We start from the raw sequence: 14,738 nt of genomic DNA, 5'->3' as shown, positions 1-14,738 counted from the left end.
ACTCTCCTTTTTTATGCATAAAAGCGTCGCTACTTTTTTTGTTTTCCAAAAAGAATTATACCACCATAAGTTGGTTATATAAGCTTTCTCGCAAATAGTTCATAACAATTGCAAAACAAAATTCAAATATTTTTGCTTGAAGAATACGTACTCATATGGTAGCTTTTTGGTATAAGTAAAACATCGCAAATAAGAAATTACCAGAAAACCGTGGGGGGAAGACGATGGAGAGAAGAACAGTTGTAGTACTTGATTTTGGTTCACAGTACACCCAGCTGATACTCAGACGTGTCAGGGAACTTGGGTTTTACGCAGAACTACTCCCATATGACGAACCCTGGGAGAGCGTCCAAAAACTATTACCAAGCGCTTTCATCCTCTCAGGAGGTCCCGCAAGCGTCTACGATGAGAACTCACCTAAGATACCTTCCTACGTTTTTGAAAGCAACCTGCCGGTTCTTGGAATCTGCTACGGACTCCAAGCCCTTGTTCATCAACTCGGAGGTAGGGTGGAAAAGTCTCCGCATAGAGAATTTGGACCGGCGCAGTTGGAAATTCTAAAACACGTTGGAATCTTCGAAGGAGTACCTAGTAAGTTCACCGTTTGGATGAGTCATTCGGACAGGGTAGAGGTTCTACCAGACGGGTTTGAAGTTATAGCAAGAAGTGAGAACTCTCCTTATGCAGCTATTCGAAGCTTGGACAATAAATACTACGGAGTCCAATTCCACCCGGAAGTTGTCCACACTCAGTACGGAAAAGATATACTGCGCAATTTCTTAACAGTCGTTGCGAAACTTTCTCCAAATTGGTCAATGAAAAACCTTGCTGAAGAAATAATAAATGAGCTCAGAGAAAAGATAGATGGAAAGGTTATCCTTGGCTTGTCCGGAGGAGTTGATTCTTCTGTTGTAGCCATGCTATTATACAAAGCTGTGCCAGATAAGTTGATTCCTATATTTGTTGACACTGGGCTCTTAAGAAAAAACGAAGGTCAAGAAGTGGTGAAACAATTTGAAGAGTTAGGAATAAGGATACACTACGTAGACGCATCGGATAGGTTCTTCGAAGTTTTGGAAGGTATCGAAGACCCTGAGGAAAAAAGAAAAAGAATTGGACACACATTTATAGACGTTTTCTACGAAGAAGCGATGAAGCTTAAACAAAAGCATGGAGACATTCAATATTTGGCTCAGGGAACACTCTATCCAGATGTGATAGAGAGTAAAGTAGCAGAACGAAAAGCTGGTGCGAAGATTAAAACCCATCACAACGTAGGTGGATTGCCTGAAAAGCTACCCTTCAAAATCATTGAACCTCTCAGATACCTTTTCAAAGATGAGGTTAGAGCTCTTGGAAAAGAATTAGGCTTGCCCGAAAGTATACTCTATCGTCATCCATTCCCAGGTCCGGGACTTGCAGTCAGAATTATTGGAGCTGTAACAAAAGAGGCTGTCAGCATCTTGCAGGAAGCAGATGCGATATTTATCGAAGAACTCAAGAAGTGGGATTTATACAACAAAGTCTGGCAAGCGTTCGCTGTTTTGCTACCCGTCAAAACCGTTGGTGTTATGGGAGATTATAGAACTTACGAGAATGTTATTGCTTTGAGGGCAGTAACAAGCGAAGATGGAATGACAGCTGATTGGGCAAAATTGCCACATGAATTTTTGAACCACGTCGCAAAGAGAATAGTGAACGAAGTAAAAGGTGTAAATAGGGTTGTTTACGATATAACATCGAAACCACCCGCAACGATTGAGTGGGAATAAATTTCAATTTTTACGAAAAAATTTATGAAAAGTGCTCCTTGCTGGGGCACTTTTTTGTTATAATCTTTGTGATGAGAATTTAAACAATTCGAGAAGGGGGCTTTTCAATGCCTGAAACTGCAAAGAACAACAATTTTGACACTATTATCGACCGGAAAAAAACCGACTCGTTCAAATGGGATATGATAATCAAACTATACGGTGAAGATGTGCTCCCCATGTGGGTTGCCGATATGGATTTCAAAAGCCCAGAACGTGTTATCAATGCAATAATCAAAAGAGCTGAACATGGCGTGTTCGGTTATACGTTCAGGTCAGACGATTATTACAACGCAATTGTAGAATGGTACAAAAAATCTTATAAAATTGAAATCCAAAGAGAATGGATTGTCAACGGTCCTGGTGTTGTACCGATGATTGCATTCTTAATCAACATTTTCACACTTCCAGGTGATAAAGTAATAATTCAACCCCCAGTTTACCCACCATTCTTTAGGGTAGTAGTGAACAACGGAAAACAACTCATTGAGAATAGATTGATTCTAAAAGATGGTAAATGGGTTATGGACTACGAAAATTTGGAGAAATCAATTGACAGTAGGACAAAGATGATAGTGATTTCAAATCCACATAATCCAGTTGGTAGAGTCTGGACATTCGAAGAATTGGAAAAGCTCTACAGGATTGCTAAGAAATACAACTTGATAATCGTGTCTGATGAGATACATGCGGATATCGTTTACGAACCAAACGAGTTTACAAGTTTTTTGAAAGTTGGAACAGAAAATATCATCGTTCTGAATTCTCCAGGGAAGACCTTTAACATTGCAGGTTTAACAAATTCGTATGGAATAATCCCCGATAAAACACTTAGGCAGGTTTATAAGAACTATATAGAATCCCTCGAGCTTTTAACAGGTAACGTGCTCAGTATTGAAGCGCTGAAGGCAGCGTATAAGTGTGATGAATGGGTTGCCAACCTAAAAAGTTATTTGAAAGGCAACAGAGACTTTGCGTATCAATTTATCAAAGAATACATGCCCATTATTAAGCCCACCTTACCAGAAGGCACGTATCTAATGTGGCTCGATTGCTCAGAGTTGGGACTCGAAAATCCTCAAAAGTTCTTTTTAGAGAATGCAAGAGTTTACCTAAACGACGGAGCTGAATTTGGCGATAGTCAGTCTGTCAGACTGAATTTTGCGTGTCCAAAAGCGCTTTTGCAAGAAGGGTTAACGCGAATGAAGAACGCTTATGACAAACTCTTAACAATTGAGCACTTCACGCTACCAGACAAACGGTTTGAGGAATGTAAAAAAATCAGACGCGAGGTTTTTATTGTAGGTCAAGGAATTGATGAAAAAATAGAACTCGATGGCAGGGATGAACAAGCCATTCATTTCTTAGTTCGACACTTTGGCAAATATATTGCAACTGCGCGAATTAGGGACATTGGAGACTATTGGAAGGTTGAAAGGGTTGCTGTGCTTAAAGAATTCAGAGGGCTAGGTTACGGCAAGAAGATAATGGAGGCTATAGAAGGCTATATAAAAAAGACGAACCCCAAGCCGATAACCTTAAACGCCCAGCTTGAGGTCAAAGAATTTTACGAAAAACTCGGATACAAACCGGTTGGTCATGTCTTCCACGAAGCCGGAATCCCTCACATCAAGATGGAAAAGGTTTTGGAAATTTAAAATCTCATATCTACCCCTATGGAAAGATTCATATTGTTTGGTGATAATTCAAAGTTACTCAGTGGGATTGTGTATGTCACTTCTGTGTAAAAACAAGCACCTCCGTAAGAAAACACAGAATTTCTTAAATACGATGAAAGTGCCAGACCAATGAGAACGCCGTAATCACTGATATAACTTGCTCCTGAGCTTTCCGAAACGATGTTAAACGATGTACCCAACAAAAGTTCGATGTTCTCTCCAAATAAGAACTTTGAGAACTCGAAAGCAACTGGGAACATCATCCTATCGACTGAGCTTGTGTCGTATGGAATGCTAAACGAAGATGTGAATGACCACAGGTAATTTCCGTAAATATCACTTTTGATATATCCAATTTTCATTCCGTAAGTTTCTTTTTCTACGAAAAATCCAAATCTTATTCCCAAGTTGCTGGGATATTGCTTTGTCTCGATAACAAGAGAATGTGGTTCAATATTTTCTCCAGGAACAACGTAAAAGATTCTTGCTTCTGAGTTTTTTTCAAATACTCTTTCCAGTCTCATAAAACTGGTTGTATAACCATTTGCAACACTCTGGAAAACATACCCCGGTTTTGTACCTATGTTCTTACCACTTTCAAGTAATGCTTTCTCACCGCTTATTTGTGAAACAACTGTAGAGAGTGGGAAAAGCAACTGAAGAAATTCTTGAACTTCATTTGCCACCGAGTAATAACTCTCAATCTTCGTATCTGTATGGAAATCAACTTCTTCCGTTCCGAATCGGTCAACAGGTTCTTTTAACACAGTTTCTATCTGCCTACTGAAAAACCTGCTGCCAACAAGTGTGCCTTTTTCTGTATCAAACACTTTCATGAGTAACGAATAGAATGTGTTAAGCTTGGTTAGTTTGTAGAGGATATAATCGTAAAACCTCGTCTCATAGACATAGTTATCCTTCTCCCAAGGACCTTTGTAGTACCTTACATACGAACCTTTCGCTTTGTCAAAAACATATCTTTTTGTGTTAGAATCATAACGATAGTAACTCCCAACCTCGACTTTTACAGGCACGTCCAACCCGTCGACACTTTTTTTAATATATGCCCCATTAACAGGATTTTCGAAGAAATAGTACCTATCCTCGATAAACTGATAATCGTCTTTAACCAAGTTTTCAAATGTAATCAAATACCTCGGTGGTTGAAACTTTACAACGACCTGCTCGGTTCCAAATAAGTCCGAAGTTCTCACAATTTCCATAATCTCATCTATGTACAACCTATCGTAGATGTTGTATCTTGTATCTTCTTGCAATTTTGCCAACAAAGCCGTTCGCAAAACTGGGTCAAAACCTTTCTCAAAGAGAACAGCGACGTCTAACTTATCTGGACTGTATTCATTAACCACGGTTGAAAATGTTGTCCTTGCGTTTTCGATGGCTCTATCAATTGTTGAACCTTTTCCGACGATAGGAGTTATAGATTTGATAAAAAATGTTTGTATATCGATGTCAGTTACGACTAGATAGATATAGTAATTTGTTACAGGCATTTCGTAACTTTTCATCGAATAAAAATCGCTAATAATGTATTTATCTTCCTGTTTCCTTGCCCAAGCGTATTCTTGAAGGTAAACGTATCTGCCGTACTTATCAACTACATATCTTTTTTGCTTTTCATCGTAAGTATATCTTCTTTTGTCTGCTATCTTGTAATAATTTCCTTTAAAATTGACATAATCCCCCTTTTCATCGCGCACAAACTCGTTTACTTTTCTTGTTGTAGACTCTTTTGATATACCTAACACATGAACAATTCTTGCAGTGTTCTCTTTTATGTCCGCAAAGGTAGTCATTAAAGAAACATTGAGATCGATATTCTCATAGAAAGGTTTTACACTCTTATCGAAGACTATTTTTATTTTTACGTTCTTACTCTGCGCAAAGGAAAAGGATGAAAGAAGTATCATCACCGAACAAAAAATCAAACATAGAACTGGATGTCTTCTTACCATGAAACACCACCACCTAATTCAAGAGTAGAAAAATCGATGGTAGTAAGCGCTCTTAGTGCGAAAATACCAAATTTGATATCGAATCCCACCATAGGAATTGCTGAGATTGTCTCACCAGAGGTGTTGTCGAATATCTTTAGAGTTGCAAGTGCGTAAACAGGCAAGGAAGGTATACGTTGGAAATAGCTTACTCTGAAACTCCCAATCTCAGAATTAGATAAATCGTAACCAAACCCAAAAGCCAACGCAGAGATTTCTTCTCTATGTATGTTCAACGTCTTTACTGAAAGTTCAAATTCAATGCTTCCAAAACTTTCAGGATGATATAGGTATAGAATGCTTATACCTAATGGAAAAACAAAGTCTGGTTTCTTTTCCGCAACGAAAAACCCTTCTTTTATTTTTGCTCCACTTTTGATGTATGTTACTTCGCACTCACTGTAATCTCCAGCTGTTCGAACAACTTTCAATTCCGCAATGTAATTGTCTCCATCGTAGACTCCAAAGTAAAACCCAGGTTTTACACCATCAATCGAACCAATATCAATCAACGCTCGTGGGAACTTCACACTATCAACAAAACCATACAGTTTCCTCAACCCCAGAAGTCTATTTGCCAATTCAAAGCTTACGTTCTTAGCAAACTGGTTCAGAATTTCCGAAGCTGGATATTCAGTTCTTAAAAGTCTGTTGTTATACGGATCATATTTGTGCAAAACTAAAGGCACATCCACACTTACAGCGAATGCATCTTTCTTAACATCACTTCCTTCCAAACTTAGCACGTAAGAAATATTACATTCAAGGACGTAGTAAGTATTCTCGTGTGGAACTTTTGAATAAAAATCTAACGCAATGTAATATTTCCCGTCGTTTCCTCTTACATACATGCCATTGTCATCTTGGATATAATTTTTCCCATCGAATTTAAATCGTGCTCCTTGAATGACGCGAATGTACTTACCATTTGCGTATATATACTCACCTGAGATGTTGTTTCTAACGTATTCAACAGATTCTTTTCTCACACTTAAATTATTTAGATAAATTAAGACATTCAGTGAACCTTTTGGGTATTCTTTTTTGGAAAGAATCACGTTCTGTGTAGATAACAGATCTTGTAGGCTCATCTCCGAGAAAAGTTGCATTATATTGTCCCTAAGGGTCACTGTAAACTTGTTTGTGTCCAAAAGTTCAGATAAGAAAACACTTTTTGTTATTTTTTCAATACTCTCGTTTCCAATTACGTTCACTGACACATCTATAACAGGCTTTTCTGGAAATACCATATTGAAACAGCTCATCAATAATATTACCAAAATAGTCCTTATAAACAGCTTGGGAACCATATCCATACATTCTACCCCCCTCAACTAACCACATCAGCCAATGCTATGAAACTCGTATTTTCGAAAAACTATCTGAAAAAATATCCCTCGGTATCCCTAAATACGAGCACAACTGTGTTTTTTAAATAAGGTGCCATTTCCTCTAAAAACTTCTGTGCTTTTTCATCAGTCGTGAAAAATTCTATGATTATCGGAAGTTCATGGTCGATAACTTCTCTAGCCAATGTGTGTAGTTTTTTGTCGAATATATATCCCTCAAAAACTTTGTATTCCACAAAATCTGTGATATCCATCTTCAGAGCCATTTCAGCAATTACCTTGTTAAGTGGCTTCTTTCCGAATGCTTCGCATCTTTGATTCTCTTTAACGTAAATGCGTACGAACGTGCCAATTATTTTCTCCATATACACACCCCTAAATGATATAATCATATTTGTGGAGATATTAATCACAACCTTGCGTAAATAACGTCAACTAATTCTTTTCCACCCAAAGCACTCAAAAGACCTATGGACAGATTAAGAAGGATATTCAAGGTAGCCCCAAAATAGCTTTGATTGTATACAAGTGCCATTGTCTCGTATGTTAAAGTTGAAAACGTAGTTAATCCTCCCATAATGCCAGTTGTGAAGAACAACCTGACGGACTCATTCATTGGAATGTAAAATGCCACCTGCATAATTAAACCAAGAAAAAACTCCCTGAGATGTTTACAGCAAGAGTGCCGTAAGGTATCAAAGAGGTTGGATATCTTTTGTTAAGCCACAGGGAAATCAGATATCTAAGAACCGAACCTAAAAAACCTCCTGTTCCGACCGCCAACAACTTAACCCACAATCCCGATTTCAAATTAAAACCTCCTTTTCGATGTTTTTTAGAACACTAACACTTCGGGTTCGAAGATTTCAGCTGCTGCACAATTTATAAGACGTCCGTACAACTCGTTAAGTTGCAGATATGGTTCCAAGACTCCAAGTTGTGTTTTAAAATTTGAAATAACTGATTTTTTCTGCTCATAGACTTCTGAGATGTCAACATACAATTTCGACTTTGGACTATTGAAAGGGTCCGACATAAATCGAAGTACATTCTTGCATAAGTGTGGTTCATAATCTAAGAATTCGGGAACCACCATAGCAAGAAACAGCGCCTTATCGGTTGCTGTGCCAGCCGCGGCATGATCAGGGTGTCTGTCTTTTCGTGGATGTGTGATTAACAAATCAGGTTTGTATTTTCTTATAAGGTTAGCGATTATGTTCGGAAGCTCGTTGTTAAAGTGCAAACTACCATCTTTCAGGTTCAAAAACTCGTACGAGCTAACCTTCATCATCTTTGCAGCATTCATAGCCTCTTCGTATCGTTCTTGGGCAGTCGCATACCCCGCTGAACCATCTGTCAGCACAACACAGTGAACTTGAGCTGTCGGATTCTCGCGAAGTATTCTTAAAATCAACCCACCTGCCCATATCTCAATATCATCCGGATGCGCACCTATGAAGAGGTAACTGTGCAGGGTAGTTATCATTCAAATTCCCCCTATTGATTTGAGTTATAATTATTATATCGCTTCCCTTTCGTTTTCACAAAATTTTATGTATAATATTCACAAAGCAAAAATGGGAGGTGTGTGAAAAATGTCAGATAAAATCAACTATCTTGAAAAATTCAAACCATTTGTTTACAAGGACGAGTTTATCGAAATGCCTTACAGACTCTTCATCCCTGAAAGCCAAAACCCAGGTGAGAAATATTCACTGGTTGTTTTTCTCCATGGCTCCGGTGAGCGTGGAAGAGATAACGAAAAGCAAATTACCGCAAACGAAGGTGCTACCGTATGGGCTAGTCCAAAAGTGCAGGAAAAACACCCTTGTTTTGTACTAGCCCCTCAGTGTCCAGAAAACGGGTACTGGGGAACTTCATTTAGAACTAGTGACGAGCTTGAACCGAACTCTCTACTTTCAACGGTCCTTCTGTTAATCAATCAAATTGTAGATGAGTATCCCACTGACGAAGACAGGATGTACATAACGGGGCTATCGATGGGAGGTTTTGGTACCGTTGGATTGTTAACACTTTGCCCAGAAAGATTTGCAGCTGCAGTTGTTGTCTGTGGTGGTGGTAATGTTGCGAAAGTCCAAAAAATCTCTCACATCCCTATATGGTTCTTCCATGCCGAAGACGATGACGTTGTTCCTGTAAAGTTTTCTCGCGACTTAGTTGAGGCTCTGAAGAAGTTAAACGCTCCTGTGCGATACACAGAGTACCCAAAAGGCTACATGGAAAGCATCGGAAGTTTTCCACATGCGTCTTGGATTCCTGCTTACAAAGATACAGAAATGATTGAGTGGCTATTTAGTCAAAGAAAAGTGCAAAAATAAAACAAAAGCAGGGGATATCCCCTGCTTTTTAAATCATCCTCAGCTTACTTATATTCTGCCACAAGTTTCTCTAAGAATTCGAGAACTTTCGTCTTATTATCAAACTCCGGCATAGCAAACAACGGTTCTTTCCAATCTTTTAGTATTTCTTCTTCGGTAATTTGTTGGTATAAACTTATCAAGTTCTCTGCAGTTCTCAAGAATTCTTCCTTTATTAACTCGTAATGAGCCTTGAACCTGGCATACCTTTCATAAAGCTTCATCAAGTTCGAGTCAATAACTGCTGTTAGTATTGATGTAAGCTCTTTTTTCGCATTATCGGAGAAATTCAATGCTTGAATTTGATTTTCAAAATCTTTCATAGAATTATAAGCATTTGTTTTCCAAACACCTGACTTGCCTATCCTCATCCAAAATGTCGGAGGATATTTGACAAGCTCTTCAATATACTCTTTTTCAATTTTTTTGAAATCGGTGTTCATCATTGTATTATATAACCTTCTCAACCTGTCCTCAAACATTGGAGTTAGACTATTTGAGACATAACCTTTTTCATCCTTTTCCAAAACTGTATCCAAACGCTTCTTCATATCCTCAACGAATGTATCGAAGTTCTTCTCCCAGTAATCTCTGTCGTTAACTTTCTTTGAAACGAGGTCATAACTTTCTTTGTACCATTCAAGCAGTTGTGAATATGTAACCACGCTCTCTTGATACTCCGAAACTGTTTGATATTCTCTTGCAAGAGCATGTAGATAATCAAGCACTCCATCAGGGACACCCCAGACACCTTTTGCTTCCATGTATTTACATGTTTTTGCTTCCAATTTTGCTAAGTCAACGAGCAGGTTACGGGATTCTAGGTTGATTGGGTCTAGCGCTTGAACTGTCAAACCGGCAAAATACCTATAGATATCTTGCCCACCTGTTGTTGCAAGCTCAATATCAAGGTTCTTCCAATCTGGGAATCTGTTCCATCCTCCAGGCATTATGTAAAGTATCTTCCTAACCCAAGTATCGAACTTGTTGAAGAAGAGTGATTCGAGTGCCAGTGTCTTTTTATTAAGCTCCTCATTTTCAATATTGTCGGTAAGTGTCCTTGCAATTAGGTGTAGGGAATTGTACCTAACAGCTAGTGTTTTGAAAGTATTTCTTTCGGTGAATGTAAGTAATGAGTATTCGTATAAACAAGCCGAATCAACGATTGCTTGCGCTGTTGCCATATCGATTTTGTCGATAAACGACGGATTATTTTTTATGTAAACCGCCAAATCTTTGAAGTAAGCATACTTAAACTTATTAGGAAGTATATTCTGAAATTCGTCATAGTTTTGGCTCAGAACAGCTTCTGGGTCTTTTTTTAGAGCTTCTTTCAGCATACTGATTCTTATTGGGTCAGAAGCAAGCGCTGCGAGGTAGAAATACGACTTTCCATAGGTGTGGTTAAGCCTTACACTCTTTAAAAAGTATGCTTTCGCTTGTTCATAGTATTTTGTGAGTTCCTGCGGTATTGCTTCTTTCTGAGCAGTTAACACCCTTCGATTTTGTTCTATCTGGTTTCTTATGTTTTGAATATTCTGCAGACGTTCACTTTCCGCCTGCGCTTTGTTGTACAAACCTCCTAACTTGCCTGCCTGAGATTGTTTATACTTGTGCCAATTTTCAGGAGAGTAAATCTGGAATTGACCGGAGAAGTTGTTAAGGTCAGATTCTATTTGGTCAAGTTGATTTAGATAATTGTCTATCTGACTCAGTTGATTTCTCAATTCTGCCAACGTTTGGAATGCCACATTACCTTTTCTGAAGTACACTTCTGAAATGAAATGATTCCATCTCAGATAGGTAGAGCCTGCAACAGAAGAAATAAGAACAAGTCCGAGAACAACCGCTTTGGCACCTTTTATTTCGTATTCCTTTCCGTCTACTTTATTAAAATACTTACCCAAGCCTGCGCTCAGAACAAATGTTGCCATCAATGCGTTCGGTAGCAAATGTCCCGGGAAACTAAAAAAGCTTTGGAACGCAAACACTATTCCGCTCAGCACAAGCATGGAGAACAGTGTCGTATCATCACGTTCCTGTAGCTTTTGAATATTCTTTACTACATAGATAACAAGTAAGATAAGCATCACAACAATCAAAGCCAGCCCAATTATTCCTGTCTCGCTAAGCACTTGGAAGTAGTCGTTGTGTGCCCTTTTGAAGTTGTTCCAACCGTAGCTGTATATGGGCTTGTCGGCGGTCAAATCTCCGATTCCGTAAAGACCGTACAACTGATAAGTTCCTATCCCTTGACCAAGAAGTTTGTGATTCTTCCAGATGTAAATTGTCGAAAACCAAGACAAGTATCTCTCGTCTCTACTTGAGACTGAAGCCATCGCACTAAACCTATCAGTCATTGTGAAAGCTCCGAAGTTGTTGAATGGAGAAGGAACGTTGTAAAGAACAATCAAGATAATAGACATAAGTATGAATATTGCTATCGAAATCCTGCGTAAAGATTTTAGTTTCCTAAGTAAACTGGGTGCACTTTTCCGAAGTTCTGCTTCAGCTTTGTCTTCTCGCTTCCTGATAAAGAAAAAGTATGCAAGAATAAGTAATATTACTTCTAAAACAAGCGCTAAATACTCGGACCTAGTCTGAGAAAAGATGATAACATCCAAGTAGAGTATTGCGGAAAGTAACGATAGTAATTTCATAAACAGAATACCAGAGAATTTTCGCACGTTCATAACACCAAGGTCGAGACTGATGACAAAGTAAAGTGCAATGGGTAAAAGCATGTTCAGATAGTTTGAAACGAATATGACATTTCCTACATTTGCTTTTATACTCGCCCTCTGAAAAGGCTCTCCAACTTGCCCAAGCATTATGTCGTATCCCATATAGAAGTTTAGGATAGCGTTGATAGCAATAAACAACCCTGTCAACACGAAAACAAAAAGAAATCTCGCAATTTTCTGTTTGTCATCAAGAATGGTTGAGAAATAAAAAGATAAGAGCATATTTAAGAATAAGTAAAGTCCTATGTCAAATGCTTGTCTAAAAAAGTATGGATTATCCCTCCAGGTGTTAATTGTTGAAATTAACGCAACTATCGAAAATGCCAACCAAATAAAATGGACTCTGGATGCAAAAAATTTAACCCTCTTTGTTTGAACCAGTCTAAACAGTAAATACACTCCTATCAACAACGTGGCGACTGTTAAAATCGCGTACTTTGGTGTGCTGAACTCGTAAGTATACTCTCTGTGAGCAAAGAGTGCAACAAGCGGTATAGTGACGTACAAAACAAGTTCTTCAAAAAACGAAAGCACTTCCATCCTCCTCCCCTGTATTAAAAATTACTTGCTAATATTTTAGTATTTTCAGCCATTTTGATATGAAGTAGTACATGACGAGCAACATTAATACAGCAAGCAAAGATAACATCGCATTCTGCTTTGCTATCATACCAATCGTAAAAAGCGCAAATTGTATAAATACAACTACGAAAAGTGTATACCTTTTGTTCTCGGTCTTCGACTGGATTTTATCATAGAAATGTCCTCTATCACCACTGAACGGAGAGCGTCCGTTCAATACTCTTCTCAAAACACCTGCTCCGAGGTCAAAAAAGAAGAGGGAAAGAAAAATAAAAGCTGACACCACATATGGCAGATTGGAAGACCCATTTCGGATAGATGAGAGTAGGCCTACTGAAAGAACACCACCAATTAAATAACTTCCAGCATCGCCCATGAATATTCTTGCTGGGGGAAAATTGTAGAGTAAATAACCAAATAAGGCACCAACCAGAGAAAGTAACAAGACTTTGTCGTATCGTGACGTTGCAACAATAAATAAACCTATTGCGGAAATTGCAGAAACACTTGCACAAACACCATCCAATCCATCCATCATATTAACGGCATTTACCAAAGCAACAATTAAAACAGCGTAAAGTGGAAAAAGAAGAGAGAGTCCCACATATTTGTAAACAAGAACAGAGGCGATCACAAATTCGGTTATTAGTCTAACATTCGGATCTGAGTTTTTGGCATCATCGTAGAGTCCTAAAAGGACAAGAACAGTCAGAGCAATTTTTGTCACAAACTCGAAAGGTGTAACGAAAAGTACTCCAAGATAAATACTCAAGCCACCTAGGTATGGTGTTATTCTTTCGTGAGGCTTGAGCTCTCCATCAGGTTTATCAACAATACCATATCTGTAGGCTAACCGTCCAAAGATAGGTATCGTCAATGCGCTTATTATAAAAGATGCAAGAATAATCCATAAGTCTTTCGTTGAAGCTGATTGCATTTTTTACAAGTCACCCACTTCCTATCTGAAAATTGCAGGTGCAAAACCATGTTTATATTATACTACCGATTTAACCTATTTGTAGCCCTGTTAAGTTTCAGAATTCAAAAAAGACATGTTGAAAAACAAACAAGATAAAATTCTGGTATAACTAATTTTGATCGAAGATTTTCAAACTTTGGCTCTTGACAATTCAGTCTTATATGTTAATATATAACACGGTCAGCAAAATTGGAAAGCTTATTTTTGAAGAGATGGCCCCATAGGATAACGGCTAGTCCATCGGATTCTCAGTCCGAGGGTCGGGGTTCGATTCCCCGTGGGGCTGCCAGAACGGAAGCCCCCATAGTTCAAAGGATAGAACGGCGGATTCCTAATCCGCAAATGGAGGTTCGATTCCTCCTGGGGGCACCATGATTGGGCCGCTAGCTCAGTAGGTAGAGCACCTGACTCTTAATCAGGTGGCCGTGGGTTCGAGTCCCACGCGGCCCACCAGATTTTCTGAAAAACGAATATTTATTGGTAAAGAGGAAGCGCCCGGCTTCCCACCCAATGGTGAAAAGCCTATTGGGTAAGGAAAGTGTAAGAACGATGAAGCGAAAATAGTGTAAGGGTTTATTTAAGTGATTATTTCAAACGTAACTTAATAGCGGGCGCAAGCCCGCATTAATTTTTTATAATAGGAGGGGAAAACTATTAAGAACGAAAAAGAAAAAATCATTAAAAACGAGGAGATTCCATTTGGTGAATTACGTGTGGTCGATGAAGAAGGGAAAGTCGTTGGTATCATGTCAAAAAGTGCAGCTATTGACCTTGCAAGGTCAAAGGGGTTGGATTTAATTCTTGTTGCCCCAAATGCACAGCCACCAGTTGCGAGAATATTGGACTATGGCAAATACAAATACGAACTTGCCAAAAGAGAGCAGAAAGCAAAGAAAAATCAGAAGATTATTGAAATCAAGGAAATGAAATTCAGACCCGCTATTAACGAGCATGATTATCAAACCAAGCTCAAACATATTAGAAGGTTCTTGGAAGATGGAAACAAAGTCAAAGTCACTGTAATGTTCCGTGGAAGAGAAATGGCGTTCATAGATAAGGGTAAAGAAATACTTGATAGGATTGCAAAAGACGTTTCTGATATCGGGACAGTAGAAAAGGAAGCAAAGGTTGAAGGAAGAGACATGTGGATGATGCTTAAGCCAAAGAATCTGTAATGGCTTATAATAAATAAAAAATACTT

General features: G+C 38.6%; 10 protein-coding genes, 3 tRNA genes and 1 pseudogene. 7 read left to right on the top strand and 7 right to left on the bottom strand.

Translation table 11 applies throughout. The features are described 5' to 3' along the window. Nucleotides 1-224: 224 nt before the first annotated feature. Both guaA and FERPE_RS01260 read left to right on the top strand, forming a co-directional pair. Entirely contained in the window at nt 225-1,772 is a 1,548-nt protein-coding gene (gene guaA / locus FERPE_RS01265; RefSeq protein ID WP_014450872.1) for a glutamine-hydrolyzing GMP synthase, read from the top strand. Between the two features lie 107 nt (nt 1,773-1,879). Further along, nucleotides 1,880-3,469, top strand: a complete 1,590-nt coding sequence (locus tag FERPE_RS01260; RefSeq protein ID WP_014450871.1) for a PatB family C-S lyase — start codon at nt 1,880-1,882, stop codon at nt 3,467-3,469. Here the strand turns inward: FERPE_RS01260 and FERPE_RS01255 are convergent. The 5 genes and pseudogenes from FERPE_RS01255 to FERPE_RS10185 all read right to left on the bottom strand — a co-directional run bounded on the left by FERPE_RS01255 (nt 3,466) and on the right by FERPE_RS10185 (nt 8,340). Continuing rightward, nucleotides 3,466-5,466, bottom strand: coding sequence for a hypothetical protein (locus FERPE_RS01255; RefSeq protein ID WP_014450870.1), 2,001 nt, complete (start codon nt 5,464-5,466; stop codon nt 3,466-3,468). The two genes, FERPE_RS01260 and FERPE_RS01255, sit on opposite strands and share 4 nt — an antisense overlap. Then, the gene (locus FERPE_RS01250) at nt 5,460-6,821 is read right to left on the bottom strand and encodes a hypothetical protein (protein WP_014450869.1); all 1,362 of its coding nucleotides are present in this window, start codon (nt 6,819-6,821) and stop codon (nt 5,460-5,462) included. The genes FERPE_RS01255 and FERPE_RS01250 overlap by 7 nt, the downstream gene beginning before the upstream one ends. A gap of 62 nt (nt 6,822-6,883) precedes the next feature. Further along, nucleotides 6,884-7,219 (bottom strand): DUF190 domain-containing protein, encoded by a 336-nt coding sequence (locus FERPE_RS01245; protein WP_052312832.1) that lies wholly within the window; start codon nt 7,217-7,219, stop codon nt 6,884-6,886. 44 nt (nt 7,220-7,263) lie between these two features. Continuing rightward, nucleotides 7,264-7,637: pseudogene (crcB, locus tag FERPE_RS01240) on the bottom strand (fluoride efflux transporter CrcB). Between the two features lie 52 nt (nt 7,638-7,689). Further along, nucleotides 7,690-8,340 (bottom strand): PIG-L deacetylase family protein, encoded by a 651-nt coding sequence (locus FERPE_RS10185; protein ID WP_014450866.1) that lies wholly within the window; start codon nt 8,338-8,340, stop codon nt 7,690-7,692. A 109-nt stretch (nt 8,341-8,449) separates the two neighbouring features. On the opposite strand from FERPE_RS10185, the gene FERPE_RS01230 reads away from it, so the two are divergent. Beyond that, on the top strand, nt 8,450-9,193 hold the full coding sequence (locus FERPE_RS01230; RefSeq protein ID WP_014450865.1) for a carboxylesterase family protein: 744 nt from the start codon (nt 8,450-8,452) through the stop codon (nt 9,191-9,193). A gap of 44 nt (nt 9,194-9,237) precedes the next feature. On the opposite strand, the gene FERPE_RS01225 is transcribed toward FERPE_RS01230, so the two are convergent. Together FERPE_RS01225 and FERPE_RS01220 are read right to left on the bottom strand one after the other, a co-directional pair. After that, on the bottom strand, nt 9,238-12,516 hold the full coding sequence (locus FERPE_RS01225) for an O-antigen ligase family protein (RefSeq protein WP_245530419.1): 3,279 nt from the start codon (nt 12,514-12,516) through the stop codon (nt 9,238-9,240). Nucleotides 12,517-12,544: 28 nt separating this feature from the next. After that, entirely contained in the window at nt 12,545-13,495 is a 951-nt protein-coding gene (locus FERPE_RS01220; RefSeq protein ID WP_014450863.1) for a glycosyltransferase family 4 protein, read from the bottom strand. A 256-nt stretch (nt 13,496-13,751) separates the two neighbouring features. On the opposite strand from FERPE_RS01220, the gene FERPE_RS01215 reads away from it, so the two are divergent. From FERPE_RS01215 to infC, 4 genes are all read left to right on the top strand, one after another. Beyond that, a tRNA-Glu gene (locus tag FERPE_RS01215) sits at nt 13,752-13,826 on the top strand. Between the two features lie 8 nt (nt 13,827-13,834). Continuing rightward, nucleotides 13,835-13,909 (top strand) — tRNA-Arg (locus FERPE_RS01210). A 5-nt stretch (nt 13,910-13,914) separates the two neighbouring features. Then, a tRNA-Lys gene (locus FERPE_RS01205) sits at nt 13,915-13,990 on the top strand. A gap of 200 nt (nt 13,991-14,190) precedes the next feature. Further along, nucleotides 14,191-14,712, top strand: a complete 522-nt coding sequence (infC, locus tag FERPE_RS01200) for a translation initiation factor IF-3 (RefSeq protein ID WP_041262763.1) — start codon at nt 14,191-14,193, stop codon at nt 14,710-14,712. Nucleotides 14,713-14,738 lie beyond the last annotated feature (26 nt).

It is taken from the genome of Fervidobacterium pennivorans DSM 9078 (assembly GCF_000235405.2).
In the GTDB taxonomy this organism is placed as follows: domain Bacteria; phylum Thermotogota; class Thermotogae; order Thermotogales; family Fervidobacteriaceae; genus Fervidobacterium; species Fervidobacterium pennivorans.
The sequence above is the reverse complement of the archived record's forward strand: the minus strand, read 5'-3'. Positions and strand labels throughout refer to the sequence as shown.

What these genes read in the sequence shown, in the direction of transcription:
- FERPE_RS01230 (WP_014450865.1), top strand. Translation starts at nt 8,450, where the DNA reads ATGTCAGATAAAATCAACTATCTTGAAAAATTCAAACCATTTGTTTAC.
- FERPE_RS01220 (WP_014450863.1), bottom strand. Translation starts at nt 13,495, where the DNA reads ATGCAATCAGCTTCAACGAAAGACTTATGGATTATTCTTGCATCTTTT.
- guaA (WP_014450872.1), top strand. Translation starts at nt 225, where the DNA reads ATGGAGAGAAGAACAGTTGTAGTACTTGATTTTGGTTCACAGTACACC.
- FERPE_RS10185 (WP_014450866.1), bottom strand. Translation starts at nt 8,340, where the DNA reads ATGATAACTACCCTGCACAGTTACCTCTTCATAGGTGCGCATCCGGAT.
- FERPE_RS01250 (WP_014450869.1), bottom strand. Translation starts at nt 6,821, where the DNA reads ATGGATATGGTTCCCAAGCTGTTTATAAGGACTATTTTGGTAATATTA.
- FERPE_RS01245 (WP_052312832.1), bottom strand. Translation starts at nt 7,219, where the DNA reads ATGGAGAAAATAATTGGCACGTTCGTACGCATTTACGTTAAAGAGAAT.
- FERPE_RS01260 (WP_014450871.1), top strand. Translation starts at nt 1,880, where the DNA reads ATGCCTGAAACTGCAAAGAACAACAATTTTGACACTATTATCGACCGG.
- FERPE_RS01255 (WP_014450870.1), bottom strand. Translation starts at nt 5,466, where the DNA reads ATGGTAAGAAGACATCCAGTTCTATGTTTGATTTTTTGTTCGGTGATG.
- FERPE_RS01225 (WP_245530419.1), bottom strand. Translation starts at nt 12,516, where the DNA reads ATGGAAGTGCTTTCGTTTTTTGAAGAACTTGTTTTGTACGTCACTATA.